This is a genomic window from Flavobacterium sp. ZE23DGlu08, from assembly GCF_030505335.1.
Classification (GTDB): Bacteria; Bacteroidota; Bacteroidia; order Flavobacteriales; family Flavobacteriaceae; genus Flavobacterium; species Flavobacterium algoritolerans.
The window spans coordinates 3,834,216-3,857,952 of record NZ_CP130045.1 but is presented as its reverse complement, the minus strand read 5'-3'; the positions used below and the strand labels follow the sequence as shown (position 1 = coordinate 3,857,952).

The 23,737-nt window shown below is 34.0% G+C and carries 23 protein-coding genes; 14 read left to right on the top strand and 9 right to left on the bottom strand.

Features of this window, described 5'->3' with window-relative positions:
• The first annotated feature begins 7 nt into the window (after nucleotides 1-7).
• Both Q1W72_RS16860 and Q1W72_RS16855 read left to right on the top strand, forming a co-directional pair.
• On the top strand, nucleotides 8-3,178 hold the full coding sequence (locus Q1W72_RS16860) for an efflux RND transporter permease subunit (protein WP_099715478.1): 3,171 nt from the start codon (nucleotides 8-10) through the stop codon (nucleotides 3,176-3,178).
• Nucleotides 3,168-4,568 carry an efflux transporter outer membrane subunit gene (locus Q1W72_RS16855; RefSeq protein WP_302136608.1) on the top strand — a complete coding sequence of 467 codons (1,401 nt, stop codon included), beginning with the start codon at nucleotides 3,168-3,170 and terminating at the stop codon, nucleotides 4,566-4,568. Before Q1W72_RS16860 ends, Q1W72_RS16855 begins: the two co-directional genes overlap by 11 nt.
• 116 nt (nucleotides 4,569-4,684) lie before the next feature.
• Here Q1W72_RS16855 and Q1W72_RS16850 read toward each other — a convergent pair whose 3' ends face one another.
• The 4 genes from Q1W72_RS16850 to Q1W72_RS16835 all read right to left on the bottom strand — a co-directional run bounded on the left by Q1W72_RS16850 (nucleotide 4,685) and on the right by Q1W72_RS16835 (nucleotide 8,983).
• Complete coding sequence (locus Q1W72_RS16850; protein WP_302136606.1) at nucleotides 4,685-5,164, bottom strand: GyrI-like domain-containing protein; 480 nt, start codon at nucleotides 5,162-5,164, stop codon at nucleotides 4,685-4,687.
• Nucleotides 5,165-5,196: 32 nt separating this feature from the next.
• A complete protein-coding gene (locus tag Q1W72_RS16845; RefSeq protein WP_302136604.1) occupies nucleotides 5,197-5,736 on the bottom strand; it encodes a GNAT family N-acetyltransferase in 540 nt (179 codons plus the stop codon).
• A gap of 91 nt (nucleotides 5,737-5,827) precedes the next feature.
• The gene (locus tag Q1W72_RS16840) at nucleotides 5,828-6,910 is read right to left on the bottom strand and encodes an acyltransferase (RefSeq protein WP_302136602.1); all 1,083 of its coding nucleotides are present in this window, start codon (nucleotides 6,908-6,910) and stop codon (nucleotides 5,828-5,830) included.
• Between the two features lie 144 nt (nucleotides 6,911-7,054).
• On the bottom strand, nucleotides 7,055-8,983 hold the full coding sequence (locus Q1W72_RS16835) for a hypothetical protein (RefSeq protein WP_302136600.1): 1,929 nt from the start codon (nucleotides 8,981-8,983) through the stop codon (nucleotides 7,055-7,057).
• 224 nt (nucleotides 8,984-9,207) lie between these two features.
• Between Q1W72_RS16835 and Q1W72_RS16830 the strand changes: the two genes are divergently transcribed.
• The 6 genes from Q1W72_RS16830 to Q1W72_RS16805 all read left to right on the top strand — a co-directional run bounded on the left by Q1W72_RS16830 (nucleotide 9,208) and on the right by Q1W72_RS16805 (nucleotide 13,676).
• Nucleotides 9,208-9,345: a hypothetical protein gene (locus Q1W72_RS16830; protein ID WP_302136599.1), complete on the top strand. Its 138-nt coding sequence runs from the start codon at nucleotides 9,208-9,210 to the stop codon at nucleotides 9,343-9,345.
• Between the two features lie 110 nt (nucleotides 9,346-9,455).
• The gene (locus Q1W72_RS16825) at nucleotides 9,456-11,009 is read left to right on the top strand and encodes a response regulator (protein WP_121342078.1); all 1,554 of its coding nucleotides are present in this window, start codon (nucleotides 9,456-9,458) and stop codon (nucleotides 11,007-11,009) included.
• 72 nt (nucleotides 11,010-11,081) lie between these two features.
• Nucleotides 11,082-11,489 (top strand): tRNA (adenosine(37)-N6)-threonylcarbamoyltransferase complex ATPase subunit type 1 TsaE, encoded by a 408-nt coding sequence (gene tsaE, locus Q1W72_RS16820; RefSeq protein WP_302136597.1) that lies wholly within the window; start codon nucleotides 11,082-11,084, stop codon nucleotides 11,487-11,489.
• Between the two features lie 8 nt (nucleotides 11,490-11,497).
• Nucleotides 11,498-11,971, top strand: coding sequence for a GNAT family N-acetyltransferase (locus Q1W72_RS16815; protein WP_099715470.1), 474 nt, complete (start codon nucleotides 11,498-11,500; stop codon nucleotides 11,969-11,971).
• Nucleotides 11,972-12,065: 94 nt separating this feature from the next.
• Nucleotides 12,066-13,265 carry an alanine dehydrogenase gene (locus tag Q1W72_RS16810; RefSeq protein ID WP_199074797.1) on the top strand — a complete coding sequence of 400 codons (1,200 nt, stop codon included), beginning with the start codon at nucleotides 12,066-12,068 and terminating at the stop codon, nucleotides 13,263-13,265.
• Between the two features lie 36 nt (nucleotides 13,266-13,301).
• Nucleotides 13,302-13,676 carry a DUF4258 domain-containing protein gene (locus Q1W72_RS16805; RefSeq protein ID WP_302136596.1) on the top strand — a complete coding sequence of 125 codons (375 nt, stop codon included), beginning with the start codon at nucleotides 13,302-13,304 and terminating at the stop codon, nucleotides 13,674-13,676.
• Between the two features lie 91 nt (nucleotides 13,677-13,767).
• On the opposite strand, the gene ung is transcribed toward Q1W72_RS16805, so the two are convergent.
• Nucleotides 13,768-14,439, bottom strand: coding sequence for a uracil-DNA glycosylase (ung, locus tag Q1W72_RS16800; RefSeq protein ID WP_302136595.1), 672 nt, complete (start codon nucleotides 14,437-14,439; stop codon nucleotides 13,768-13,770).
• Between the two features lie 113 nt (nucleotides 14,440-14,552).
• Between ung and Q1W72_RS16795 the strand changes: the two genes are divergently transcribed.
• From Q1W72_RS16795 to Q1W72_RS16785, 3 genes are all read left to right on the top strand, one after another.
• The gene (locus Q1W72_RS16795) at nucleotides 14,553-16,718 is read left to right on the top strand and encodes a DNA mismatch repair protein MutS (protein WP_302136594.1); all 2,166 of its coding nucleotides are present in this window, start codon (nucleotides 14,553-14,555) and stop codon (nucleotides 16,716-16,718) included.
• A 70-nt stretch (nucleotides 16,719-16,788) separates the two neighbouring features.
• Nucleotides 16,789-17,205, top strand: coding sequence for a thiol-disulfide oxidoreductase DCC family protein (locus Q1W72_RS16790; RefSeq protein WP_302136592.1), 417 nt, complete (start codon nucleotides 16,789-16,791; stop codon nucleotides 17,203-17,205).
• 76 nt (nucleotides 17,206-17,281) lie between these two features.
• The gene (locus tag Q1W72_RS16785; protein ID WP_255409051.1) at nucleotides 17,282-17,413 is read left to right on the top strand and encodes a hypothetical protein; all 132 of its coding nucleotides are present in this window, start codon (nucleotides 17,282-17,284) and stop codon (nucleotides 17,411-17,413) included.
• Nucleotides 17,414-17,474: 61 nt separating this feature from the next.
• Here Q1W72_RS16785 and ettA read toward each other — a convergent pair whose 3' ends face one another.
• The 3 genes from ettA to holA all read right to left on the bottom strand — a co-directional run bounded on the left by ettA (nucleotide 17,475) and on the right by holA (nucleotide 20,511).
• Entirely contained in the window at nucleotides 17,475-19,169 is a 1,695-nt protein-coding gene (ettA, locus tag Q1W72_RS16780; RefSeq protein WP_099715464.1) for an energy-dependent translational throttle protein EttA, read from the bottom strand.
• Nucleotides 19,170-19,247: 78 nt separating this feature from the next.
• Entirely contained in the window at nucleotides 19,248-19,430 is a 183-nt protein-coding gene (locus tag Q1W72_RS16775; RefSeq protein WP_091169561.1) for a CAL67264 family membrane protein, read from the bottom strand.
• 76 nt (nucleotides 19,431-19,506) lie between these two features.
• Nucleotides 19,507-20,511 carry a DNA polymerase III subunit delta gene (holA, locus tag Q1W72_RS16770; RefSeq protein WP_121342084.1) on the bottom strand — a complete coding sequence of 335 codons (1,005 nt, stop codon included), beginning with the start codon at nucleotides 20,509-20,511 and terminating at the stop codon, nucleotides 19,507-19,509.
• 92 nt (nucleotides 20,512-20,603) lie between these two features.
• On the opposite strand from holA, the gene Q1W72_RS16765 reads away from it, so the two are divergent.
• The 3 genes from Q1W72_RS16765 to Q1W72_RS16755 are packed head-to-tail and all read left to right on the top strand — an operon-like array spanning nucleotide 20,604 to nucleotide 22,952.
• Nucleotides 20,604-21,053, top strand: a complete 450-nt coding sequence (locus tag Q1W72_RS16765; RefSeq protein ID WP_302136582.1) for a type I restriction enzyme HsdR N-terminal domain-containing protein — start codon at nucleotides 20,604-20,606, stop codon at nucleotides 21,051-21,053.
• A 13-nt stretch (nucleotides 21,054-21,066) separates the two neighbouring features.
• Nucleotides 21,067-22,068 carry a glycosyltransferase family 2 protein gene (locus Q1W72_RS16760; protein ID WP_302136580.1) on the top strand — a complete coding sequence of 334 codons (1,002 nt, stop codon included), beginning with the start codon at nucleotides 21,067-21,069 and terminating at the stop codon, nucleotides 22,066-22,068.
• A 50-nt stretch (nucleotides 22,069-22,118) separates the two neighbouring features.
• Nucleotides 22,119-22,952, top strand: a complete 834-nt coding sequence (locus Q1W72_RS16755; protein WP_099715460.1) for an OmpA family protein — start codon at nucleotides 22,119-22,121, stop codon at nucleotides 22,950-22,952.
• Nucleotides 22,953-23,052: 100 nt separating this feature from the next.
• On the opposite strand, the gene Q1W72_RS16750 is transcribed toward Q1W72_RS16755, so the two are convergent.
• Nucleotides 23,053-23,673, bottom strand: coding sequence for an L-threonylcarbamoyladenylate synthase (locus tag Q1W72_RS16750; protein ID WP_099715459.1), 621 nt, complete (start codon nucleotides 23,671-23,673; stop codon nucleotides 23,053-23,055).
• Nucleotides 23,674-23,737: the final 64 nt, after the last annotated feature.

Genomic DNA, 23,737 nt, shown 5'->3' with positions numbered 1-23,737 from the left:
ACAAAATATGTTTTCAAAATTCATTGACAGACCGGTATTGTCAACGGTGGTATCTATTATCATCGTAATTTTGGGAGTTTTAGGATTAACCTCACTTCCAGTATCTCAATATCCAGAAATAGCGCCACCTACGGTAACTGTATCAGCAAATTATCAAGGAGCAAGTGCCGAAGTTGTAATGAACTCGGTAGTAATTCCATTAGAAGAACAAATCAACGGTGTTGAAGACATGACTTATATGACTTCTACATCAAATAATGATGGTTCTGCTTCCATTAATATATACTTTAAATTAGGTACAAATCCTGATTTAGCAGCTGTGAATGTACAAAATCGTGTATCACGTGCTACACCTTTATTGCCTCAAGAAGTTACAAGAGCCGGTGTTACAACTTCAAAGAGACAAAGTGATAATATTTTGATTTTATCACTGTACAGTGAAAACCCTGATTATGACGATGTTTTTCTTCAAAATTATGCTAACATCAATATTTTACCAAAAATAAAACGTGTAGCCGGAGTTGGAGAAGCAATGATTTTTGGTCAAAAAGACTACTCTATGCGTATTTGGCTTAAGCCAGATGTAATGGGAGCTTATGGACTGGTTCCTTCGGATATTACAACGTTATTAGCTGAGCAAAATATTGAAGCAGCTCCGGGTCAATTGGGTGAAAGTGGCGACCAATCGTTTCAATATACATTAAAATACAAAGGGCGTTTACAAAATGCAAAAGAGTTTGAAGAAATTATTGTTCGTTCAACCGAAAATGGAGAAATCCTTAAGCTAGGTGATGTTGCAAAAATTGAATTGGGAGCTGTAAATTATGCCAGTAATGCCTATACAAACGGGAACAAATCTATTGCAATTGCTATTGCACAAACTGCAGGATCTAATGCACAAGAAGTAATTGAAGGATCCTTAAAAGTATTGGATCAAGCAGAAGTAAATTTCCCTAAAGGGGTAAAATACGCGACATTAATTAATGCAAATGACTTCTTAGATGAATCTATCACAAAAGTGATTCATACCTTAATAGAAGCCTTTTTATTAGTATTTATTGTAGTTTTTATCTTCTTACAAGATTGGAGATCAACTCTTATACCTGCAATTTCTGTACCTGTGGCTATTGTGGGAACTTTCTTTTTCCTAAGTCTATTTGGCTTTACCATTAACTTATTAACGCTTTTTGCCTTAGTACTTGCCGTCGGAATTGTGGTTGATGATGCGATTGTAGTGGTCGAAGCCGTCCATGCCAAAATGGAAGCTGGAGAACACGATCCAAAAAAAGCGGCTCACAGTGCCATGCAAGATATAAGTAGTGCTATTATTTCCATTACACTTGTTATGTCGGCGGTATTTATTCCTGTATCATTTATCAGTGGTTCTGCAGGAGTTTTCTACAAACAGTTTGGATTAACTTTAGCCGTTTCAATTGTATTATCAGCTATTAACGCCTTAACGCTTTCTCCTGCATTATGTGCTATTTTCTTAAAAGAACACGATAAAAGTTCCAAGAAAAAGGGTTTTATGGAGCGTTTTTACACTGCATTTAATGCTGGATTTGAAACAACAACCGCCAAATACAAAAGATCAGTTGAGTTTTTTATAAAACGCAAATGGTTAGCCTTTTTAGGAATTGCGGTTTTTGCAGGGATTTTTATCTTGTTATTAAATATTACACCAAAGGCATTTGTTCCTGGTGAAGATACAGGTGCCATTCTTTCGGATGTTTCACTTCCACCCGGAACTTCATTAGAAAGAACAGAGGAAGTATTGTTGCAAATTGAAAATAAAGTAAAAGACATTCCTGAAATAAAAGAAGTGCTTCGTATTTCAGGTCGTAGTTTGATAAGTGGTACTGGTAGTAACTACGGAATGGTCATTGTAAAATTGAAAACCTGGGCAGAACGTAAAGATGCCAATCAGGAAATAACAGCTGTTGTAGCTGAATTATTTAAGCGTACAGCTGCAATTAAAGATGCGAAAGTACTTTATTTTGCTCGTCCTACTCTTGTTGGTTTTGGTTTCACCAATGGTTTTGAATTTCAATTGCAAGATCAAAAAGGAGGTTCTATCCAAGAGTTAAGTGAAGTAAATAATAAATTTTTGGCCGCTTTAAACAGCCGTCCCGAAATCAAATATGCTGCTACTTCTTTTTCTCCAAATTACCCGCAATACCGAATTGATTTGAATGTTGCTGCCATAAAAAAATCAGGGTTAACAGTAACTGATATTTTAGGAACCATGCAAGGCTATTATGGTGGAGTTTATGCCTCGAATTTTAACAAATTTGGAAAACAATATCGAGTAGTTTACCAATCTGATCCAGAGTTTAGAAGTAATCCTGAATCATTAAATAAAGTATTGGTTAGAAATAATACCGGTCAGATGGCTCCTATTTCACAATTTGTGACTTTAGTAAAAGTATTTGGCCCACAGGCAATTGAACGTTTCAATTTATTTACATCGGTAAAAATCACTGGTGCACCAAATGAAGGTTTCAGTTCTGGTGATGCGATTAAAGCCGTTGAAGAAGTGGCAAGTCAAAGCTTACCTGTTGGATATGGTTACGAGTATTCAGGAATGACTCGTGAGGAAATTAGTGCAGGTGGTCAGACATTGTATATTTTCTTATTGTGCTTGGTTTTTGTATATTTCTTGTTAGCTGCTCAATATGAAAGTTATATGTTGCCTTTTGCCGTATTAATTTCATTGCCTATTGGTTTAGCGGGAGCTTATCTATTTGCTTATTTATTCAATGTGAGTAACAACATTTACTTACAAATAACACTTATTATGCTTATCGGATTGCTTGCTAAAAATGCCATTTTGATAGTCGAGTTTTCTGTAGATTCCAGGAAAAAAGGAATGAGTATTACGCAAGCTGCTATTCATGGTGCTGTTGCCCGTTTACGTCCTATTTTGATGACATCATTTGCATTTATCTTCGGATTATTGCCTTTAATGTTAGCCAAAGGAGCTGGAGCTGTTGGAAACAATGCTATTGGAACTGGAGCAATTGGCGGAATGTTAATCGGAACCATTTTTGGGGTATTTGTTATTCCGGTATTGTTTATCGTTTTCCAAACCCTACAGGAAAAAATTTCTACAAAACCACTTCCTGTAGAAAATCAGGAATCAGATGTTACACTTTTAGATGAAAAAAATGAAAAATAATATATACAGAATCACACTCTTGGGAGTTACAGCAATACTGATGCAGTCTTGCTTTGTTGCCAAAGATTACAAACGACCGGAATTAAAAACGGAAAATTTGTATCGAAATGAAGTGGTTTCCACCGACACCATTTCACTTGCGAATGTAGCTTGGAACAATGTTTTCACAGATCCGATTTTGCAGGGATACATCAAAAAAGGATTAGAAAACAACCTTGATATCAAAATTGCCATGCAAAATATTGCAGCGGCAGAAGCAACCATGAAACAAGGAAAAGCGGGATACTTCCCTACTCTTTCTGCAGGTGCCGATTGGACGCATCAAGAACTTTCTAAGAACAGTCAGTTTGGAGCATTGCTGCAAGACAGAAGTACCGATCAATATCAATTTACAGGAAGTCTTTCTTGGGAAGCTGATATTTGGGGAAAAATAAGAAGTAATAAGCGTGCTGTAAATGCTGCTTATCTACAAACAACAGCTGCCAATCAAGCCGTGAAAACGCAATTGATTGCTAACATTGCAGCTACGTATTATCAATTGCTTTCGGTTGATGCACAAATAAAATTAGCAGAGAAAACATTGGTTAACAGAAACCAAAGTGTTGAAACTATTGTTGCATTAAAAAAAGCAGGAAATGTAACAGAAGTTGGCGTGAAGCAAACTGAAGCACAAAAATATGCTACTGAAATTATCATTGCCGATTTAAAAAACAGCATTATCATTCTTGAAAATACCATTAGTATTCTTATGGGTGAAGGTTCCGCTAAAATCGAAAGAAGCACATTTGAGTCACAATCCATACAACCAACGATTACACTTGGCGTTCCTGCGACATTGTTGAGAAACAGACCTGACGTGATTGCAGCTGAATACAACTTGATTTCAAATTTTGAACAGACTAATGTTGCCAAAAGTAATTTTTATCCAACATTAAAACTTACTGCAACAGGCGGACTTCAGAGTATTGATTTAAAAGAATGGTTTAGTGCCAATTCGATTTTTGCAAATGTAGTTACGGGATTAACGCAACCTATTTTCAATCAAAGACAAATTAAAACGAGGTTCGAAATTGCAAAAGCCAATCAGGAAAAAGCCTATCTTCAGTTTGAGCAGTCGTTATTAACTGCTGGAAAAGAAGTTTCGGATGCATTGGCACAATACAATAATGAAACATATAAACTCACCGTTAGAGAAAAACAAGTCGATGCCTTGAACAAAGCCACTGATTATTCGGATGAATTGTTGACGTACGGTTTAGCCAATTATTTAGAAGTTTTGACTGTAAAAGACAATGCTTTGAATGCGGAACTAAGTTTGATAGACAATAAATTCCAACAATATAAAGCAATAATTCAATTGTACAGAGCCCTTGGTGGTGGCTGGCAATAATGAGATTGCTTGACTAATTATTATTGATTCCTGTTTGTTTCAAAACCACTGCTTTTTGTACCGGCAGTGGTTTTGTCATTTATACCATTTGTCTTTTTGATAATTGATTTCGAAAATTATTTCAGTTGGATTGGAATCCAAATTTCCTCTTCGGAACTGGGATCGTTATTCTTGTATTTTTCCCCTAATAATTCAAAATGGAATCTGTCATCCAAAACGTATCCAGAGTTGGGCAACCAGCTTCCAAAAATATACTGAAATGTGTTTGAAGCGGTCGATACATCTCCTTTGTGAAAAAAAACCGCATACAATCCTCCAGCCAAAGTAATCGGTTCCATGGCTTCTGGAATTTCATTAAAATCAGTTACAGCAACGGCTGCCCATTTTTCGAATTCAGTATTGGGGTTAAAAGTATTAAAATACGACGCATCGTATTTTTGCATAGAATACAAATCGGTACCAATATTATTTTTAATTTCTTTTCGTCTTGGCATGAAACTTTTCCAAAGTTCCGCAGTTTTATTATTGGAAAGCGAAAGTGTGATTCGTTTGCCAATTAATTTTGTTTCCGGTAGCGTTTCAATTCTGGGATTCATATAAAAATTGCTTTTTTAGATTGGACAAATGGCTAATCAGTTGCTAAAATAGCGTAGCCGTAATTATCGGACCAGCCGGATGGCAAGGGCAACAATTTTCGAGTGTGGGCTTCTCTTGTCATTCCTGTTTTTTCTAAAACACTAATGGAACCAATATTTCCTACCGCGCAGCCCGCTTCAATCCGATGCAAATTCAGTTCCTCAAATCCAAAACGGAGTATTTCTTTTAAAGATTCTGTAGCGTAGCCTTTGTTCCAATGGTCTTTGTGGAATTTAAACCAAACTTCGGCATTTTTATATTTCACTTTGCCCAAATTGATTCCAATTAATCCTATAATTTGGTTTCCGGTTTTTAATTCGACCGCAAAAGTAAAATGGGTCGTAAGGTCTTTATTGTTTTCAAAAATCCACTTTTCTAAAAGTAGTTTTGTTTCTTCAATAGCTGCCGGAATTCCTAACGTATTGAACTCATCCGTTTCTTTCAAAGAATGCAACACGTGAATATAATCCAAATCCAATAGTGTGATTGGTCTTAGTATTAATCGTTCCGTTTTAAGAATTATAGTATTCATTTTTTGTTTTAATAATTGTATCGTTTTCAAAAGTCTCTTGATATTCTACTTGCTTATTTCTTTAAGACCGAATAAAAGAATCATTTTTAAATTAAACCTTCTTTGTCCTATCCGTTAAATACTTTCGGATTGGAATATCATAAAAAACCATTGTTAAATAAGCGAAGCCAACCAACAATAGTGTTCCTATTGAGATGATAAAAAATAGCTCAGTCGTTTCTGGTTTGTACGTTGTATAATAGTTTGCGAATAGCCACATCACTGCATAATGCGTCATGTATAAAGGATACGATATTTTTCCGGAGAAGATGCACAGTTTTCTAAATCCTTCCGTTAGCGTAGCTCCGGCTCCCAATGCAATCAATAACGGAAAATAGAACAAGACCACCAAAGGTTCAGTAAACCAGTTCCATTCCGTAAAAGGTATTAAAAAGGCCAACATTAGTAATACAGATAGACTGATGAAACCGATTTTTGATTTAATAATCCAATTGGAACGAAAAATCAACATCCCAACTAAAAAAGAATACGAAATACGGGCAGCGCCATCCCAAAAGGTTTCTCCATTCCATCCACCTAGCAAGGAACCTCCCGTACGGTAACTGACAAAACAGAGTCCTGCCCCAGCCAAAATAGTTAACAAAAACAGCGAACGACGGCTCAATTTGTACAGAAAAAGTGCATACAGAATGTTGGCAACATATTCCCAAAACAAAGACCAAGCTGGAGCATTTAAACCAAACAAGTTGAAATATCGGTCTGGCATTACTGGAAAAGGAACAAGGAATACGGAAGCCAGAAATATCAGAATCAATTTACCCGTTTCGTAGGTTTCAGGATGACTGCTAAAAGGATCAAAAAGAAAAGCCAACAAACCCAGAACCGAACCAAAAACAACCAAAGGATGCAATCGGATGAGCCTTGTTTTAAAAAACGCTGCAATTCCCATCTTTTCAATACGCTCCTGATGATAGGCATAAGCAATCACAAATCCGGATAAACAAAAGAAAAAGTCAACCGCAAGAAAACCATGCGCAATGAAATTTTTGCTGGGTTGATAAACGATTTCCATAAAATGAAAAAGTACAATGGACAAAGCTGCTATTCCTCTTAACCCATCAAGGATTTCAAAATGTTGTTTTGGTTTTAAAATGGTGGTGTCAATTTGGGTCATAAAATATTATTCTTATTTTTACTCAATTCTGTTTATCGCTTTAAATAGTAGGATATTTCTAGTTTTTTAGTCGTTCCGATTGATACATTTTTTATAGTAATTCCATCCAATTTTGTTTGCGATCACAACTGGATGCTCGCGCTATCAAAGAATATTTTTATTGATTAAAATGTCATCTTCAATTTTAAAAAGAGTTAATATAATTATTTTTAATAAAGTATAGTAATCGCTTTTATGCTCAATTTCAGAGAACGAATTAGTTCCGTGCAAATACTTGTTTCGTAAATCTAAGCCATTTGTAAATTCTTTCTTGTTTAGAAAATAATTGAAATAGTTTTTTTCTTTTATAGTTAACAATGTGTTTTCCATCTTAACTAATTTATTTTCAATCATTTTATCTAATTCATTCCTAATGATTTCATCATAGTTCCAATAGCTTACTACTTCGTTTCTATGTAACTCCCCAACTATATAAATTAAGATTTGTGTATTTATTATAACATTTTCTTGCTCATCAATTTTTAAATAACCTTCATTGATTAGTTTGCTAATTTCATCTTGTTGATAGTTTTTAAAAGCATCAATTTTTACATTCTCGTTAATTAACAAATCATACAAATTATTGTATTTGCTGTTATAAGGTTCAACGTAATGCAAGTGACTTTGATTTGAATAAAACAAATACTTTAATCTTAAAACAAGATTGTCTTGAATATAAATGTATTTTTTATCGGATTGACTATGGATTTCACTAAATCTAATGGGTGTTGAATTTATTTGAACTAACTCAATATCAATTTCTCCTTCATCTACAAATGTTTGATACTGTTTTAAAAGGAAATCATATTCAGGAGCAAGATTTCTTATTTTTTCAACATAACTAATTTCTGAATTTTGAATGTTAAAAATTAATTTATTTGGAGCAATATAATCATTCAAATATTCAATAAAAGAGCTGATTAGATTCTCTATTGAGTTATTTTTACGCTTTAAATATTCTTCAAAAATTATTAATTGTAAACTAGATAAAAAATCTTTTTTTGTAAATACTTCCCCAGTTTCATAGGCATTTTTAGATTTCATGAATATTGTTTCTAAAACATCCAATTCAATATTTTTATTTACTAATGATATGAGATTTCTATCATCGACATATCCAAAGAGTTTTTTAAAAACAAGAAATAATGGAACATCATATTCCAAATAGTCTAAAAAACTTTCACTATAAATAGCTTCTAATCCTCTCTCATTATTAATAAATTTAACAGGCTCTAATTGATCCTTGCATAACGACACCTGAACTTTAATACTCCAAGTAGTACCGTTTTCAATGATTTGGCTGTTTAATTCTTTTGATTTTTTCTTTGCTTTTAATCGTGTTTTTGCAGAAAGTTTAAGTTCATTTGAGTCTTTACAATTTTCTATTAACCTTACATAATTTAGATTTGCCTCTTTGTTTTCAAGATATGCATTTATTATATTCTCTTTGTCTATTAAAGTTAGACTTTTAGGAAAGATAAATTTAGGAGTTTCTTTTAAACGGTGTTTTTCTTCTAATTTTGACAATAATATTTCAGCCGTCTTGTCATAAACAATTAAAAAATTTCTTATTTGCTTATCGAAATTTTCTACTATCCCTTTTTGCAGTAGAATGTAATTAATATGATGGTTGAAGTTATTTAATATCTCTTCAAATTTTGAATTACTTATTTTCTTAAATGAACTTAATTGGTTAAGTAAATTCCAAAAATCTTTTTTAAAATCATATACCAAATCATTTATGATACTTTCGATATCACTGTCTTCAATTTTAATTAGTCTTTCTTTTAAAAACTTCCAATTAACTTCAATTATTCTGTTATATTTTGATTTAACTTCTTCTGTCCAGTTAAGAAAATATAAGTCGTTTTCGAAGTACAATTTTATATTATAAATTTCTAATAAGTCATTTATTGAAAAGGTTTCATTTGAAGTATAATTATCAAGAAGTTCTTCTGCCCTTTTTAAGTTATTTGAAGCTGACATATCTTCTTTTGAATAAAAAACTACTCTTTGTTTTTGTTCTGAATTCATAAAAAAATGGTTATTAGTAGGATTTTAGAGCAATTAATTGCTAACTTATTAATAGGCATGAATCATCCAAATCTACCCTAATTTAGCTGATAACATCAGATTTTTGTTATTTTCAAATATATAATAAATTCATTACAAATAATACAATCTAGTTTTGTTTTCTGAGAACTTTTCCAATCAAAATATAGTAATAAGCCCCAATCATTCTCGCAAGTGCGTGAGGGATGGAAGCGGCATCCTTTCCTTTTTTCTTTAAAAAGGAAAGATACAGCGTACAGCCCGACCCGGACGGAGTTTACGCAGGATGGGTCACGCCCAAGAACAAACCTAATACAGAACGAATGCGAATTGCAGTTTTATAAAATGTAGCGTAAGTATGTTAAAAAATTATCATAATATTAGCAGGTAGCCGTTGCAAAAAAATGTAATTTGGCACTTTAAATAGTACTTTAGAACACTTGTTTATACAATTATGGATAAAATAAAAATACTTTGGGTAGATGATGAAATCGACCTTTTGAAACCACATATCTTATTTCTGGAAAAGAAAAATTACGAGGTAACGACTTGTAACAATGGGCTTGACGCGATTACAATTTTTGAGGAAAACAATTTTGATATTGTTTTCTTAGATGAAAATATGCCCGGAATGAGCGGCTTGGAAACCTTATCAGAAATGAAGGAGAAAAAATCTTCGGTTCCCATGATTATGATTACTAAAAGCGAGGAAGAATACATTATGGAGGAAGCCATAGGTTCTAAAATTGCCGATTATTTGATCAAACCCGTGAATCCGAACCAGATTTTGTTGAGCTTGAAGAAAAATCTGGATCATTCCCGATTGATTTCGCAAAAAACAACGCTGGATTATCAGAAAGAATTTAGAAAAATTACCATGGAAATGGCGATGGTAAATTCCTATGAAGACTGGATTGAGTTGTATAAGAAATTGATTTTTTGGGAACTTGAATTAGAGAATATCGACGATCAGGGTATGGTTGAAATTTTGGAATCCCAAAAAACAGAAGCCAATTCACAATTTGGAAAATTCATTGAGCGCAATTATGAGGATTGGTTTGCACCAAAAGCGGATAAACCGGTTCAATCGCACACGTTATTCAAAGAATTAGTACTTCCAGAACTTAAGAAAAAAGACAAGCCTATTTTGTTTGTAGTGATTGACAACCTGCGTTATGACCAATGGAAAGCCTTTGAAAGCGTAGTAGGAAATTACTATAAACTGGAAAAAGAAGTGCCCTACTACTCTATTCTTCCTACGGCGACGCAATATGCGAGAAACGCAATTTTCTCAGGTTTGACACCATTGGAAATGGAAAAACAGTTCCCTCAATACTGGAAAAATGACCCGGAAGAAGGTGGGAAAAATCTTTTTGAAGCCGAATTTTTGACAGCACAATTGAAACGATTGGGTTTGAATATCAAGGAAGATTATTTTAAAATAACCAGTCTTGCAGGCGGAAAAAAATTAGCCGAAAGCTTTAAAGCCTTAAAAGATAATGATTTGGTTACCATAGTTTACAACTTTGTGGATATGCTTTCGCATGCCAAAACAGAGATGGATGTGGTAAAAGAACTGGCCTCTGATGATAAAGCGTATCGTTCGCTTACGTTGAGTTGGTTTAAAAATTCCCCGCTTTTGGAAATCATTCAACAAGCTCAAAAAATGGGTTTCAAATTGATTTTAACTACCGATCACGGAACGATTAACGTAAAAAATCCTTCGAAAGTGGTGGGTGACAAAAACACCAGTTTGAATTTACGTTACAAGACCGGACGTAGTTTGACTTACGAACACAAAGATGTTTATGCGGTAAAAGAACCAAAAAATGTAGGTTTGCCTACCATAAATATGAGCAGTTCTTATATTTTTGCAAAAAATGATTTGTTTTTGGCGTATGTCAACAACTACAATCATTATGTAAGTTATTACAAAAATACGTATCAGCATGGTGGAATTTCATTGGAAGAAATGATTATTCCGTTTTTAGTTTTTAATCCGAAATAAAAAAGTAGTCAGTCTCAGTTTTCAGTTTTTTGGTAGAACCTTAAACTTTAAATTTTAAACAATTTTAAAAGAATGAATATCATTTTTTCTATCGACCAACTCGAAGAAGTGGCACAAAAAATTATAGTCGAAAACCCAAAAAAAGTGATTCTGTTTCATGGTGAAATGGGCGTTGGGAAAACCACTTTGATCAAGCAATTGTGCAAAACACTTGGTGTAACCGGCGCGACGAGCAGTCCAACTTTTTCTTTAGTTAATGAATATGAAGCCGATGACAATCAGCTGGTTTATCATTTTGATTTTTATAGATTAAATTATGAAACAGAAGCTTTGGATATGGGTGTTGATGATTACTTGTATTCCGGGAATTGGTGTTTTATAGAATGGGCAGAGAAGATTCCAAATTTGATTCCTGAAACACATTCGGTTATAACTATTTCATTGCTTCCTGACGGAAAGCGTTCTTTAACCTTAAGTTAAAAGTAATTATGAGTTTAGACAATACAGTAGAAATCATTCCTTTTTCAACCGCACTAAAAGAACCTATAAAAACCTTAAACCTGGAATGGTTGAAAAAATATTTCAAGGTAGAACCCAAAGACGAAATTGTACTTTCGGATCCGCAAGGTCAAATTATAGACAAAGGCGGAATGATTTTTTATGCTAAATACAATGATGCTATCGTAGGTACAGTTTCCTTAATGAAAATTGATAGCACGACCTATGAATTGAGCAAAATGGCAGTAACAGATGGCGTTCAGGGCTTAGGCGTTGGAAAAAAACTGATGCTGCATTGCCTTGCCGTTGCTGAAGCAAAAGGAATTGAAAAGCTGATTTTATATTCGAACAGGAGATTACTGCCGGCTATTCATTTGTATGAAAAATTTGGTTTTGTAGAAGTACCTTTGGAAGGTGGCGTTTATGAAAGAGCCGATATAAAAATGGAAAGAATCATGCACTAATTTCAGATGTAAGTTTACCAGTATTTATCCCCGTAAATAGTGCACTTTTTTTAAAAGTTTTTACGTAAATTGTACCCTTAATTTAACAACATCAATGTCAATTACTATAACGCCATTCACAAAACAACAGCTATTACCCCAAGAAGAAAAACTTGAGGTAGCAAGAAAAAAAAGCGAGCTTTTTATAGGAATCCCAAAGGAAACCAGTTATCAGGAACGCCGTATCTGTCTTACTCCAGACGCTGTAAACTCGCTGACCTATCATGGCCATCGGGTGATGATTGAGGCTGGCGCTGGATTAAATTCCAGTTATACAGATAAAGAATATTGTGATGCCGGTGCCGAAGTTACCAGTGATACGAAGAAAGTTTTTAGTTGTCCGATGATCTTGAAAGTAGAACCAGCAACGCTTGCAGAAATTGAAATGATGAATCCTCAAACGATTCTGCTCTCAGCAATTCAACTGAAAACACGAAAGAAAGTCTATTTTGAGGCTTTGACCAAAAAGAAAATTACCGCACTGGCTTTTGAATACATAAAAGATGAAGATGGCACCTATCCTGCAGTGAAAGCGTTAAGCGAAATTGCCGGAATTGCATCGATTCTAATTGCTGCCGAGTTGATGATTACCAATGAATTCGGAAAAGGACTTTTATTCGGGAATATTACAGGCGTTCCTCCTACCGATGTTGTAATTCTTGGCGCAGGAACTGTTGGAGAATTTGCCGCTAAAACAGCTATTGGTTTAGGTGCCAATGTCAAAGTTTTTGATAATTCTATTACCAAATTACGCCGTTTGCAGAACAATTTGAATCAGCGTATTTTTACTTCTACCATACAACCAAAATCTTTACTGAAAGCATTAAGACGATGTGATGTCGCTATTGGCGCCATGCGAGGAAAAGAACGTTGTCCCGTGATTGTTACGGAAACCATGGTGGAGCACATGAAAAGCGGTGCTGTAATTGTAGATGTAAGCATTGATACCGGCGGTTGTTTTGAAACTTCAGAAGTGACTTCCCACGAGAAACCTACGTTCATCAAAAACAATGTCTTGCATTATTGCGTACCAAATATACCTTCTAGATATTCTAAAACAGCATCGTTGTCCATTAGCAACATCATAACGCCTTATTTGATGCAAATCGCTGCAGATGGCGGTATCGAAAGCGCTATTCGTTGTGATAAAGGATTGAAAAATGGTGTTTATATGTACCACGGAATCCTCACAAATAGTGCCATTGGCGATTGGTTCGATTTGCCAAACAACGACATTAATTTAATTGTTTTTTAAGAAAACTTTCTTCTACCTTTGCCAAAAATTTAATTCATGAAGTTTATACATCGTTTTGCTTATTATTTAGTAGGTTTAGTTATCGGATTGTTTTTTGTAGCGTTAGTTTTCAGTGGTAAAGACACCCGTTGTAACTATTTTCCAAATGCAAGAGTCTTGAATGATTTAAGAAACAAACCCTTCCATTATTCGGATAAAGCATCTCAGATTTTGGCTGAAAAATGGATTGATACTTCCGATATAAAAAATACATTGCAATATGGTGATGTAGATTTTGACAATAGTAATATCGAACTTAAAAAAGGAAAGCTGTATATCATCGAAGGGAAAACAATCAAAAACCAAGAGGTTACTTTGAAAGTGATTAATTACGCTGATAAAGCTGTCTTAGAAGATATTATAAAAAAATAATTTCTCTTTTATACCAACAAAAGTAAAGTTTAGGAAACAGTACTTTAAAATAAAACCGTTAAGATATTTAGAAAAAGATAATCTTAAAAAACTACAACCACTTTATAGGTTCTAATCCGTTTTGTTTTAAATAGTCATTCGTTTTACTGAAATGTTTATTCCCAAACCATTTCCCTTGATTGGCACTCATTGGCGAAGGATGCCCGGACTCTAAAACCAAATGTTTGTTTCGGTCGATTTTTAGTCCTTTTTTGTGCGCAAAATTTCCCCAAAGCAAGAAAACAACATGCTCTTTTTCTTCCGAAATTTTTTGGATGACAGCATCAGTAAAAAGATTCCATTTCAAGTGTTTATGACTATTCGCATTGTCTTCTCTAACCGTCAGCGATGCATTCAACAATAAAACGCCCTGCTTTGCCCAAGCTTCTAAATTTCCTGAAGTCGGCATAAAAATAGTCTCCAAATCATCACTCATTTCGCGATAAATATTACGCAACGAGGGAGGAATTCGAACGCCATCATTTACAGAGAAACACAAACCATTCGCTTCACCTTTCCCATGATACGGATCTTGACCAATGATTACCACTTTAACATCTTTGAAACTGCAATAGTTAAACGCAGCAAAAATCAATTCTTTGGGAGGGTAACAGGTATGATTTTTGTATTCCTCCGCAACAGTTTCCATTAAATCCTGAAAATAGGGTTTCTTGATTTCATCCGATAAAATGGTTTGCCAAGAGGGATTTAGATTGATTTGCATGTAATTTATTTTGCCGTAAAGTTCGCAAACTTTTTCGCAAAGTCCGCTAAAAAAATTAATGCATTTCACTTTGAATCTTTGTAACTTTGAACCTTTACAACTTAGATCATAAAATGATATCCATCACCGAAAAAACATTACAAGATTTACAATTTCCAACTGTTCTCGAAACCATTTCGACAATTTGTAATACTGACATTGGAAAACAAAAAGCACTAGAAATAACTCCTTTTAAAGACAAGGAAACGTTGATGCAGGCTTTAATGCAAACATCTGAATATGTTTCGTCTTTCCAAAATAACAATGCCATTCCCAATCATGGTTTTGACGCCATCACGCATGAGATAAAATTCCTGGCCATTGAAGACAGTTTCTTGGAAGTGGGCAGTTTTAGAAAAATCGCTACCATTTCTTCAACGGTAAATTTCCTGTTGAGTTTTTTGAGAAAATTTGAGGATTATTATCCAAATTTAAACGCAAGAGCAAACCAAGTCGAACTGACTAAAGAAATTATCACGATGGTCGATGAAGTAGTCGATAAATATGGCGAAATAAAAGACAATGCCTCCTCGGATTTATTGAACATCCGCAGAAGTATGAATGCAGTTCGCGGGAAAGTCAACCAAAGTTTTGGATCAGCAATGACCCAATACAATGCGCTGGGATATCTTGACGACATCAAAGAAAGTTTTGTGCAAAACAGACGTGTTTTGGCTGTTTTAGCGATGTATCGCCGTAAAGTAAAAGGATCGATTCTGGGCAGTTCAAAAACAGGAAGTATCGCCTATATTGAACCCGAAGCTACTTTACAATATTCTCGAGAACTGAGTAATCTTGAATACGAAGAAAAAGAAGAAATCACCCGAATTTTAAAACAGTTATCGAATCAGATTCGTCCTTTTTTACCGCTGTTAATCAAATACCAGGATTTCCTTAGTGATATTGATGTAATTGCCGCCAAAGCAAAATATGCAAATAAAATCAATGGGATTTTACCAACAATTACAGAAGAACGCCGTCTTTATTTTAGAGATGCCTACCATCCTATTCTGTATTTGAATAACAAACAGAAAAACGAAATTACACATCCGCAAACCATTGAATTAGGTCAGGAAAACAGAATTATTGTGATTTCTGGTCCTAATGCCGGAGGAAAAACCATTTCGTTAAAAACTGTTGGATTGCTGCAATTAATGTTACAATCCGGGATGCTGATTCCAGTACATGAACGCAGTGAAACTTTTTTGTTTGATAGAATTTTAACAGATATTGGAGACAACCAATCTATTGAAAATCATCTAAGTACATACAGTTACCGATTAAAGAACATGAACTACTTCCTAAAGAAGTGCAATAGAAAAACAATGTTCCTTATTGATGAATTTGGTACGGGTTCTGACCCTGAATTAGGAGGTGCTTTAGCCGAAATTTTCTTGGAGGAATTCTACCATCGGGAAGCTTTTGGGATTATTACAACCCATTATTCAAACCTAAAAATTCTGGCTAACGAATTGCCTTTTGCCACCAATGCCAACATGCTTTTTGATGAAAAATCATTGGAACCCATGTATAAATTAGCTTTGGGACAAGCCGGAAGTTCATTCACTTTTGAAGTGGCTTTAAAAAACGGAATTCCTTTCAGCTTAATCAATCGTGCCAAAAAGAAAATTGAAGTTGGAAAAGTACGTTTCGACAAAACCATTGCAACCCTTCAGAAAGAACGTTCCAAAATGGAAAAAACTTCTCAAACGCTGAAAGAAGAAGAAACCAAAGCGCGTGAAGAAGGCAAAAAAATGGAGAATATCAATGTAAAAATCAAGCAAAAACTGGAAAGCTATCAGGAATTGTATGACAGCAACCAGAAAACGATTTACATTGGTCAAAAAATTGAAGACATTTCGGAGAAATATTTCAATAATAAGAACAAGAAAGAACTCCTTGGAGAATTTTTGAAAATCATTGAAATCGAAAATTCAAAACGCAAAAAAGCTACAACCAAAGAGGCAAAAGCACTGATTGAAAAGAAAAAAGAAGTCATTCAAGAAGTGACCGTTCAGGTTGAAGAAATCAGAAAAGAAAAGAAAGAGAAGAAATTAAAAGTGGTGATTGAGAAACCAAAACCTATCCTAAAAGTAGGTGATCGCGTGCGAATGTTTGACGGAAAAGCGGTGGGAACGATTGATTCTATTGAAAAAAACAAAGCAACGGTAAACTATGGTGTATTTACTTCAAAAGTAAGTCTGGAAGCACTTGAATTTGTTGAAGCGGGGAAAAAGTAAGGAGTGTTCAGACGAAAATAAATTTCAACTCCGTTAATAATTTTAAATGTTTAATTTTAAATTATAAATTATGCTCAATATTCCTAAAAACAAAAAAATTATCCTCTTTGATGGCGTTTGCAATCTGTGTGATTCGGCAGTGCAAAGAATCATTAAGCATGATTCAAAAGATGTTTTCAGGTTCGTTGCCTTACAATCTGATTTAGGTCAAAAAATCATTAAACACTTGGGAATTGATACACAAAAAACGGATAGTATTATTCTGTATCAGCCCGGTTTTGCCTACTATTATAAATCCGAAGCAGCTTTAGAGATTGCAAAAGATTTAGGTGGAGTATTTTATTTTGGTACTTTATTTTCAATATTACCCACTTCACTAAATAACCATATTTACGATTATATTGCTAAGAATCGTTACAAATGGTATGGAAAAAAGGAAACTTGCCTGATTCCCACAAAAGAGCTCCAAGCTAAGTTTTTAGAATAAATGACCAATATGATAATTATCATACCTTTTATTTTGCAAGAATAATATATTTGGACAATCTTAAATTTAATTAATCATGAAAGACACTACACTTTTTTCTTGGGATAACGGTTCCTTTATAATGATTGTCGTATTTGGTTTAGTAATCATAGGACTGGTTGCCGCAGTTTTAATTATGATGAATTCCGACAAAAAAATAAAAAAATAGCACAAATAAAAGAGGATGCCCAGTGGACATCCTCTTCTATTATTAAGACAATTAGAATGAATTAGCTTCTAATTAACTTTCTGTATTTCAATCGTTTTGGAGTTAAATCACCACCTAAACGTTTTTTCTTGTTTTCCTCATAATCAGAGAAACCACCTTCAAAATAATATACTTCAGAGTTTCCTTCGAAAGCTAGAATGTGGGTACAAATTCTGTCTAAGAACCATCTGTCGTGAGAAATAACTACCGCACAACCTGCAAAACTCTCCAAACCTTCTTCTAATGCACGAAGCGTGTTAATATCCAAATCATTCGTTGGCTCATCCAGTAAAAGTACGTTTCCTTCTTCTTTCAAAGTCATCGCAAGGTGCAAACGGTTACGTTCTCCACCCGAAAGCATCGAAACTTTCTTGTTTTGTTCTCCACCACCAAAATTAAATCGTGATAAATAAGCTCTTGAATTTACTTGTTTTCCGCCCATCATAATCAATTCCTGACCGTCAGCGAAGTTTTCCCAAATTGATTTATTAGGATCTATGTTGGAGTGCGCTTGATCTACATAAGCGATTTTTACAGTATCCCCAATTAAGAACTCTCCTGAATCTGGTTTCTCTTCACCCATGATCATTTTGAAAATGGTTGATTTACCAGCACCATTTGGTCCAATAATCCCAACAATTCCTGCTTGTGGTAACGTGAAATTTAAATTATCATACAGTAATTTATCTCCAAAAGCTTTAGCTACATTTTTGGCTTCAATTACATTCGTTCCTAAACGTGGACCATTTGGAATATAAATTTCCAAATTTTCATCCAATTGTTTTTGGTCTTCATTCAATAATTTATCGTAGTTCTGCAAACGCGCTTTTTGTTTCGTTTGACGTCCTTTGGCACCTTGACGAACCCAGTCCAACTCACGTTCTAAGTTTTTTCTGCGTTTCGAAGCTACTTTTTCTTCTAGTGCCATACGGCTTGATTTTTGGTCTAACCAAGAAGAATAATTCCCTTTCCAAGGAATTCCTTCACCTCTGTCTAATTCCAAAATCCAACCGGCAACATTATCCAAGAAATACCTATCGTGCGTTACTGCAATTACAGTTCCGGCGTATTGTGCTAAATGTTGTTCTAACCAAAGTACACTCTCTGCATCCAAGTGATTCGTAGGCTCATCCAGAAGTAATACGTCAGGTTGTTGCAACAACAAACGACATAAAGCTACACGACGACGCTCACCACCAGATAAATTCTTGATTGGTGTATCACCTTCCGGAGTACGCAAAGCATCCATGGCAATTTCTAGTTTGGTATCAATTTCCCAAGCACCCAATGCATCAATTTTATCTTGCAAAAGCGCTTGACGATCCATCAATTGCTCCATTTTTTCGGCATTTTCATAGACTTCAGGCAAACCAAAACTATCATTGATTTTATTGAATTCGTCTAGAACAGCCATTGTTTCAGCAACACCTTCTCTTACAATTTCAATAACCGTTTTACTGTCGTCTAAAATAGGTTCTTGTTCTAAATAACCTACCGTATAACCGGGTGCAAAAACCACATCGCCTTGATAGTTTTTATCAACACCCGCAATAATTTTTAATAAGGAAGATTTTCCGGAACCATTTAAACCTAAAATACCAATTTTAGCTCCGTAAAAGAAACTCAAATAGATGTTTTTAAGTACTGGTTTATCTGCTCCTTGATACGTTTTACTCAATTTTGACATTGAGAATATCACTTTTTTATCGTCTGCCATCTTTATTTTTTAATTTAAAATTTAAAATTACATTATCAATTTTCACTTTCGGTCTCGAATCTACATTTAAAACAACTACTACAGTCTGCCTTTAAGCGAACTAAACACCCAAGCATTAGCCAAAAAACCAACACCTACAGCTGCAAATCCCCAGCCTGCTACATCATCATATCTAAAAGCGCCTAATGCAATAAGCAATAAACCCATTACAATCATTATCAAAGTAGCCCAACCTAAAATAGTGTTTTTATTCATTCCCATAATTGTGGTATTTGTTTTTAATAAACCGATTCCGAAGTCTCGGAACGGGAGTGCAAATATCGGAAATTTTTGTCCTTTAATTAAATATTTTATAAAGCATTTCTCGTAACAAATCGGATTGTGACATTGCATTAGCGCCAACACCTTTACTTTTTACATCAATATCTCTTAAAGCACCAACAATTTGACTTACTTTTTTCATCGGATAGTTTTTCAAAGCCACATCATATTCTTTCAAAAAGAATGGATTTACGCCTAATACAGCCGACACATTTTTGGGATTTCTGTCCTTCAAACCGTGGTATTTCAGTAATTGGATAAAAAATCCAAAAACCAAACTTGTAGTTACCACCATTGGATTGTCTTTTGGATTTTGTGCAAAATTTTCTGCAATCGTATAGGCTTTTAGCTGGTTGCGTTCACCAAGTGCTTTTCGCAATTCAAACACATTAAAATCTTTACTGAACCCTATATTTTCCTCAATATGCTTGGGAGTGATGGTACTTCCAACCGGCAAAATGATTTGTAATTTTTCCAGTTCATTGTTTATTTTACTCAAATCTGTTCCAAGAAATTCTACCAGCATGGCATTTGCTTTAGGCTCAATCGAATATTTTTTACCTGATAAAACACGTTTGATCCACTCTCCTACTTGGTTTTCATATAGTTTTTTACTTTCGTAGACAATACCGTTTTTCGCTAACAACTTAGTTACTTTTTTGCGCTTATCCAACGTTTTGTATTTATAACAAAAAACTAAAACCGTTGTTGCCATTGGGTTTTCAGCGTAGCTTTCCAGTTTATCTATGGTTCTGATTAAATCCTGTGCTTCTTTTACGATGACTACTTGACGCTCTGCCATCATAGGATAACGTTTTGCTGTGGAAATAATATCTTCTATAGAAACGTCTCTTCCGTATAAAACGGTTTGATTGAAGCCTTTTTCCTCTTCGGATAAGACTTTTTCTTCAATATAATCCGAAAGTTTATCAATATAATACGGTTCTTCACCCATCAAAAAATAAATTGGTTTGATGTTACCGCTTTTTATATCATTTACAATTTTTATAACCTCGTCCATTTATTTTTGGTTTAAAGTTTAACGTTTAAAATTTATAGCATCGTGTGAAACTTTAAATCTTAAACTTTAAACTAAATAACTATTTTTGCTTCATGCAAAAACTCAATTTTCAGCTTTATAATTTTCGTTTCAAAAATAGCGAAAATAAAGTCTCCATTTTTGATGAAATCAGGAAAAAATTTATCATTCTTACTCCCGAAGAATGGGTTCGTCAGCATGTAGTCCAATTTTTATTGGAAGAAAAAAAATACCCAAAATCATTGATTAACGTAGAGAAAGTTTTAAAAGTCAATGGCTTGCGCAAAAGATACGATGTTGTGGTTTTCAATTCTGATGGTTCCATTTTCATTTTAATCGAATGTAAAGCCCCTGAAGTAAAAATTGCACAAGCGAGTTTTGATCAAATCGCCCGTTATAACATGACTATGAATGCACAATTTTTGATGGTAACCAATGGTTTGAATCATTACTTTTGCCAAATGGATTTTGAAAATGAAAAATATCAATTCCTCCCCGAGTTGCCAATGTATAAAAATATATAATCAAGTAATCTAAATGAAAATAGCTGTTGTCATCCTGAATTGGAATGGAATTTCATTGTTAGAAAAATTTTTACCTTCGGTGTTGAAATATTCTCCAGAAGCCACCGTATATGTTGCGGATAATGCTTCTACAGATGATTCTGTTACCTATGTGAAAGCTTTTTTTCCTTCGGTTAAAATTGTAAAAAACGACACTAATTTAGGATTTGCAGATGGATACAATCAAGCTTTAAAACATATTGAGGCTGATATATATGCCTTGATAAACTCGGATATTGAAGTAACCGAAAATTGGTTGCAACCCATTCTTAAAACTTTCGAGAATGAGCCAAATACTGCTATAATTCAGCCTAAAATATTGGATTTCAAAAATAAGGAATACTTTGAATATGCTGGTGCTGCCGGTGGTTTTATAGATCAATATGGATATCCGTATTGTCGCGGTCGTATTTTTGATACTTTAGAAAAAGACAACGGACAATACGATGACAACTGCGAAATATTTTGGGCAACAGGAGCTTGTTTTTTTATTAGAAGCGCCGTTTATAAAGAACTAAATGGTTTTGATGATGTTTTTTTTGCACATCAGGAAGAAATCGATTTATGTTGGCGTGCCTTCAATAAAGGATATAAAATAAAATACATTTCAGAATCGGTTGTGTATCATGTAGGAGGAGCAACTTTACAGCAGGGAAACCCAAAGAAAACGTTTTTGAATTTCAGAAATTCCTTATTGATGCTGACAAAAAACCTTCCTAAAAATAAATTGTATTCAATTCTTTTAGGTCGAATGGTTCTGGATGGAATTGCTGGAATACAATTTCTTATGAAAGGAAAATTCAATCATTTTATTGCCATTTTAAAAGCACATTTTTCTTTTTACAAACTTTTTTTAGATCATTATAAAAAAAGAACTAAATTTCAAGAACAAAGATACTACAACACAAAAAGTATCGTTTACATCTATTTTATTAAGAAAATCGTCGTTTTTAACGATTTATTTAGAACAAAATAAATATAAAAAAGTAAATTTGTCTTTAACATTTAATTAAATTAATACCATTTATGAAAAAAATAGTAATTGCCTTATCTGTTTTAGCGCTATTGACTTCATGTGTTTCTAAAAAGAAATACACTGATTTAGAAGCTAGAAATAAAGAAACTCAAGACTTATTAAATACTGCAACAGTAAAATTGAATGCTTGTTTAGAAGAAAAAGCAGCACTTTCAGCTACTGCATCTCTTTTAAAAGAGCAAAACCAAGGATTAATAAGCACTTCTAAAGACATGACTATCTTGTCTACAAAAGGAGCTGAAAATATTGAAAAAGCTTTAGAATCTATCAAAGAGAAAGATTTAAAAATCAGCAGAATGCAAGATGCTTTGACTAAGAAAGACAGTGTAACACTTGCTGTAGTTACTAGTTTGAAAAGCGCTGTAGGAATCTCTGATCCAGATATCGAAATAAATGTTGAAAAAGGAGTTGTATTTATATCTATTGCTGACAAATTGTTGTTTAAAACAGGAAGCTACGATGTAACTGATAAAGCAAAAGGTGTTTTAGCTAAAGTGGCTAAAGTAGTAAATGATAAACCGGATTTTGAATGTATGGTTGAAGGTCATACTGATAATGTTCCTTATAATGGTTCGGGTATTTTATTAGACAACTGGGATTTAAGTGTGAAACGTTCTACTTCTATCATTCGTGTATTAACAACTCAATTAGGTGTTAAACCAGAACAATTGATTGCAGCAGGAAGAAGTTCATACATTCCTTTAGTAGCAAATGATTCAGCTGAAAACAGAGCTCGTAACAGAAGAACACGTATTGTTGTTTTACCTAAAATCGATCAGTTTTATGACATGATTGAAAAAGAGATGAAAAAACAAAGACCATAATTTCAGATTATATTTGAACTAAAAAACGTCCCGAATATCGGGACGTTTTTTTATGGTTTTTACGGAACACTAATCCCGACTCTTAGGGACTGAATACTAATTAAAGAATATCCAAACTTCCTTTACCTTCTCTCACTACAATAGGTTCATCTCCCGATAAATCAATAATTGTTGATCCCATATTATCACCATAACCGCCATCAACAACCATATCGACTAGGTTTTGCCATTTCTCAAAAATAAGTTCCGGATCAGTCGTATATTCAATCACATCATCATCATCGTGAATAGAAGTAGAAACAATTGGATTCCCTAACTGCTTCACAATTTCTATAGCTATCGCATTATCAGGAACCCTGATTCCAACAGTAGTTTTCTTTTTGAACTCCTTTGGTAAATTATTATTTCCGGGTAAAATAAACGTGTAAGGTCCTGGCAAAGCTCTTTTTAATAGTTTAAAAGTAGGTGTGTCAATTTGCCTTACATAATCGGATATATTACTCAAATCGTGACAGATAAAGGAAAAATTAGCTTTATCCAGCTTTATTCCTTTAATCTTTGCAATGCGTTCCAAAGCTTTGGTATTGGTAATATCACAACCCAAACCATAAACAGTATCCGTTGGATAAATTACCAATCCTCCATCTTTTAAAACCTTAACTACTTTGGCAATTGCCGCTTCGTTAGGTTTATCTTCGTATATTTTTATAAATTGAGCCATCAGATTTAAGATTTTTGATTAACGATTTTTGATTTCCTGATTTAAAACTTCAGTCATCTGATTT

Excerpts from the sequence above, each read along its gene's own strand:
- Q1W72_RS16860 (WP_099715478.1), top strand. The coding sequence starts at position 8 with ATGTTTTCAAAATTCATTGACAGACCGGTATTGTCAACGGTGGTATCT.
- Q1W72_RS16855 (WP_302136608.1), top strand. The coding sequence starts at position 3,168 with ATGAAAAATAATATATACAGAATCACACTCTTGGGAGTTACAGCAATA.
- Q1W72_RS16850 (WP_302136606.1), bottom strand. The coding sequence starts at position 5,164 with ATGAATCCCAGAATTGAAACGCTACCGGAAACAAAATTAATTGGCAAA.
- Q1W72_RS16845 (WP_302136604.1), bottom strand. The coding sequence starts at position 5,736 with ATGAATACTATAATTCTTAAAACGGAACGATTAATACTAAGACCAATC.
- Q1W72_RS16840 (WP_302136602.1), bottom strand. The coding sequence starts at position 6,910 with ATGACCCAAATTGACACCACCATTTTAAAACCAAAACAACATTTTGAA.
- Q1W72_RS16835 (WP_302136600.1), bottom strand. The coding sequence starts at position 8,983 with ATGAATTCAGAACAAAAACAAAGAGTAGTTTTTTATTCAAAAGAAGAT.
- Q1W72_RS16830 (WP_302136599.1), top strand. The coding sequence starts at position 9,208 with ATGGAAGCGGCATCCTTTCCTTTTTTCTTTAAAAAGGAAAGATACAGC.
- Q1W72_RS16825 (WP_121342078.1), top strand. The coding sequence starts at position 9,456 with ATGGATAAAATAAAAATACTTTGGGTAGATGATGAAATCGACCTTTTG.
- tsaE (WP_302136597.1), top strand. The coding sequence starts at position 11,082 with ATGAATATCATTTTTTCTATCGACCAACTCGAAGAAGTGGCACAAAAA.
- Q1W72_RS16815 (WP_099715470.1), top strand. The coding sequence starts at position 11,498 with ATGAGTTTAGACAATACAGTAGAAATCATTCCTTTTTCAACCGCACTA.
- Q1W72_RS16810 (WP_199074797.1), top strand. The coding sequence starts at position 12,066 with ATGTCAATTACTATAACGCCATTCACAAAACAACAGCTATTACCCCAA.
- Q1W72_RS16805 (WP_302136596.1), top strand. The coding sequence starts at position 13,302 with ATGAAGTTTATACATCGTTTTGCTTATTATTTAGTAGGTTTAGTTATC.
- ung (WP_302136595.1), bottom strand. The coding sequence starts at position 14,439 with ATGCAAATCAATCTAAATCCCTCTTGGCAAACCATTTTATCGGATGAA.
- Q1W72_RS16795 (WP_302136594.1), top strand. The coding sequence starts at position 14,553 with ATGATATCCATCACCGAAAAAACATTACAAGATTTACAATTTCCAACT.
- Q1W72_RS16790 (WP_302136592.1), top strand. The coding sequence starts at position 16,789 with ATGCTCAATATTCCTAAAAACAAAAAAATTATCCTCTTTGATGGCGTT.
- Q1W72_RS16785 (WP_255409051.1), top strand. The coding sequence starts at position 17,282 with ATGAAAGACACTACACTTTTTTCTTGGGATAACGGTTCCTTTATAATG.
- ettA (WP_099715464.1), bottom strand. The coding sequence starts at position 19,169 with ATGGCAGACGATAAAAAAGTGATATTCTCAATGTCAAAATTGAGTAAA.
- Q1W72_RS16775 (WP_091169561.1), bottom strand. The coding sequence starts at position 19,430 with ATGGGAATGAATAAAAACACTATTTTAGGTTGGGCTACTTTGATAATG.
- holA (WP_121342084.1), bottom strand. The coding sequence starts at position 20,511 with ATGGACGAGGTTATAAAAATTGTAAATGATATAAAAAGCGGTAACATC.
- Q1W72_RS16765 (WP_302136582.1), top strand. The coding sequence starts at position 20,604 with ATGCAAAAACTCAATTTTCAGCTTTATAATTTTCGTTTCAAAAATAGC.
- Q1W72_RS16760 (WP_302136580.1), top strand. The coding sequence starts at position 21,067 with ATGAAAATAGCTGTTGTCATCCTGAATTGGAATGGAATTTCATTGTTA.
- Q1W72_RS16755 (WP_099715460.1), top strand. The coding sequence starts at position 22,119 with ATGAAAAAAATAGTAATTGCCTTATCTGTTTTAGCGCTATTGACTTCA.
- Q1W72_RS16750 (WP_099715459.1), bottom strand. The coding sequence starts at position 23,673 with ATGGCTCAATTTATAAAAATATACGAAGATAAACCTAACGAAGCGGCA.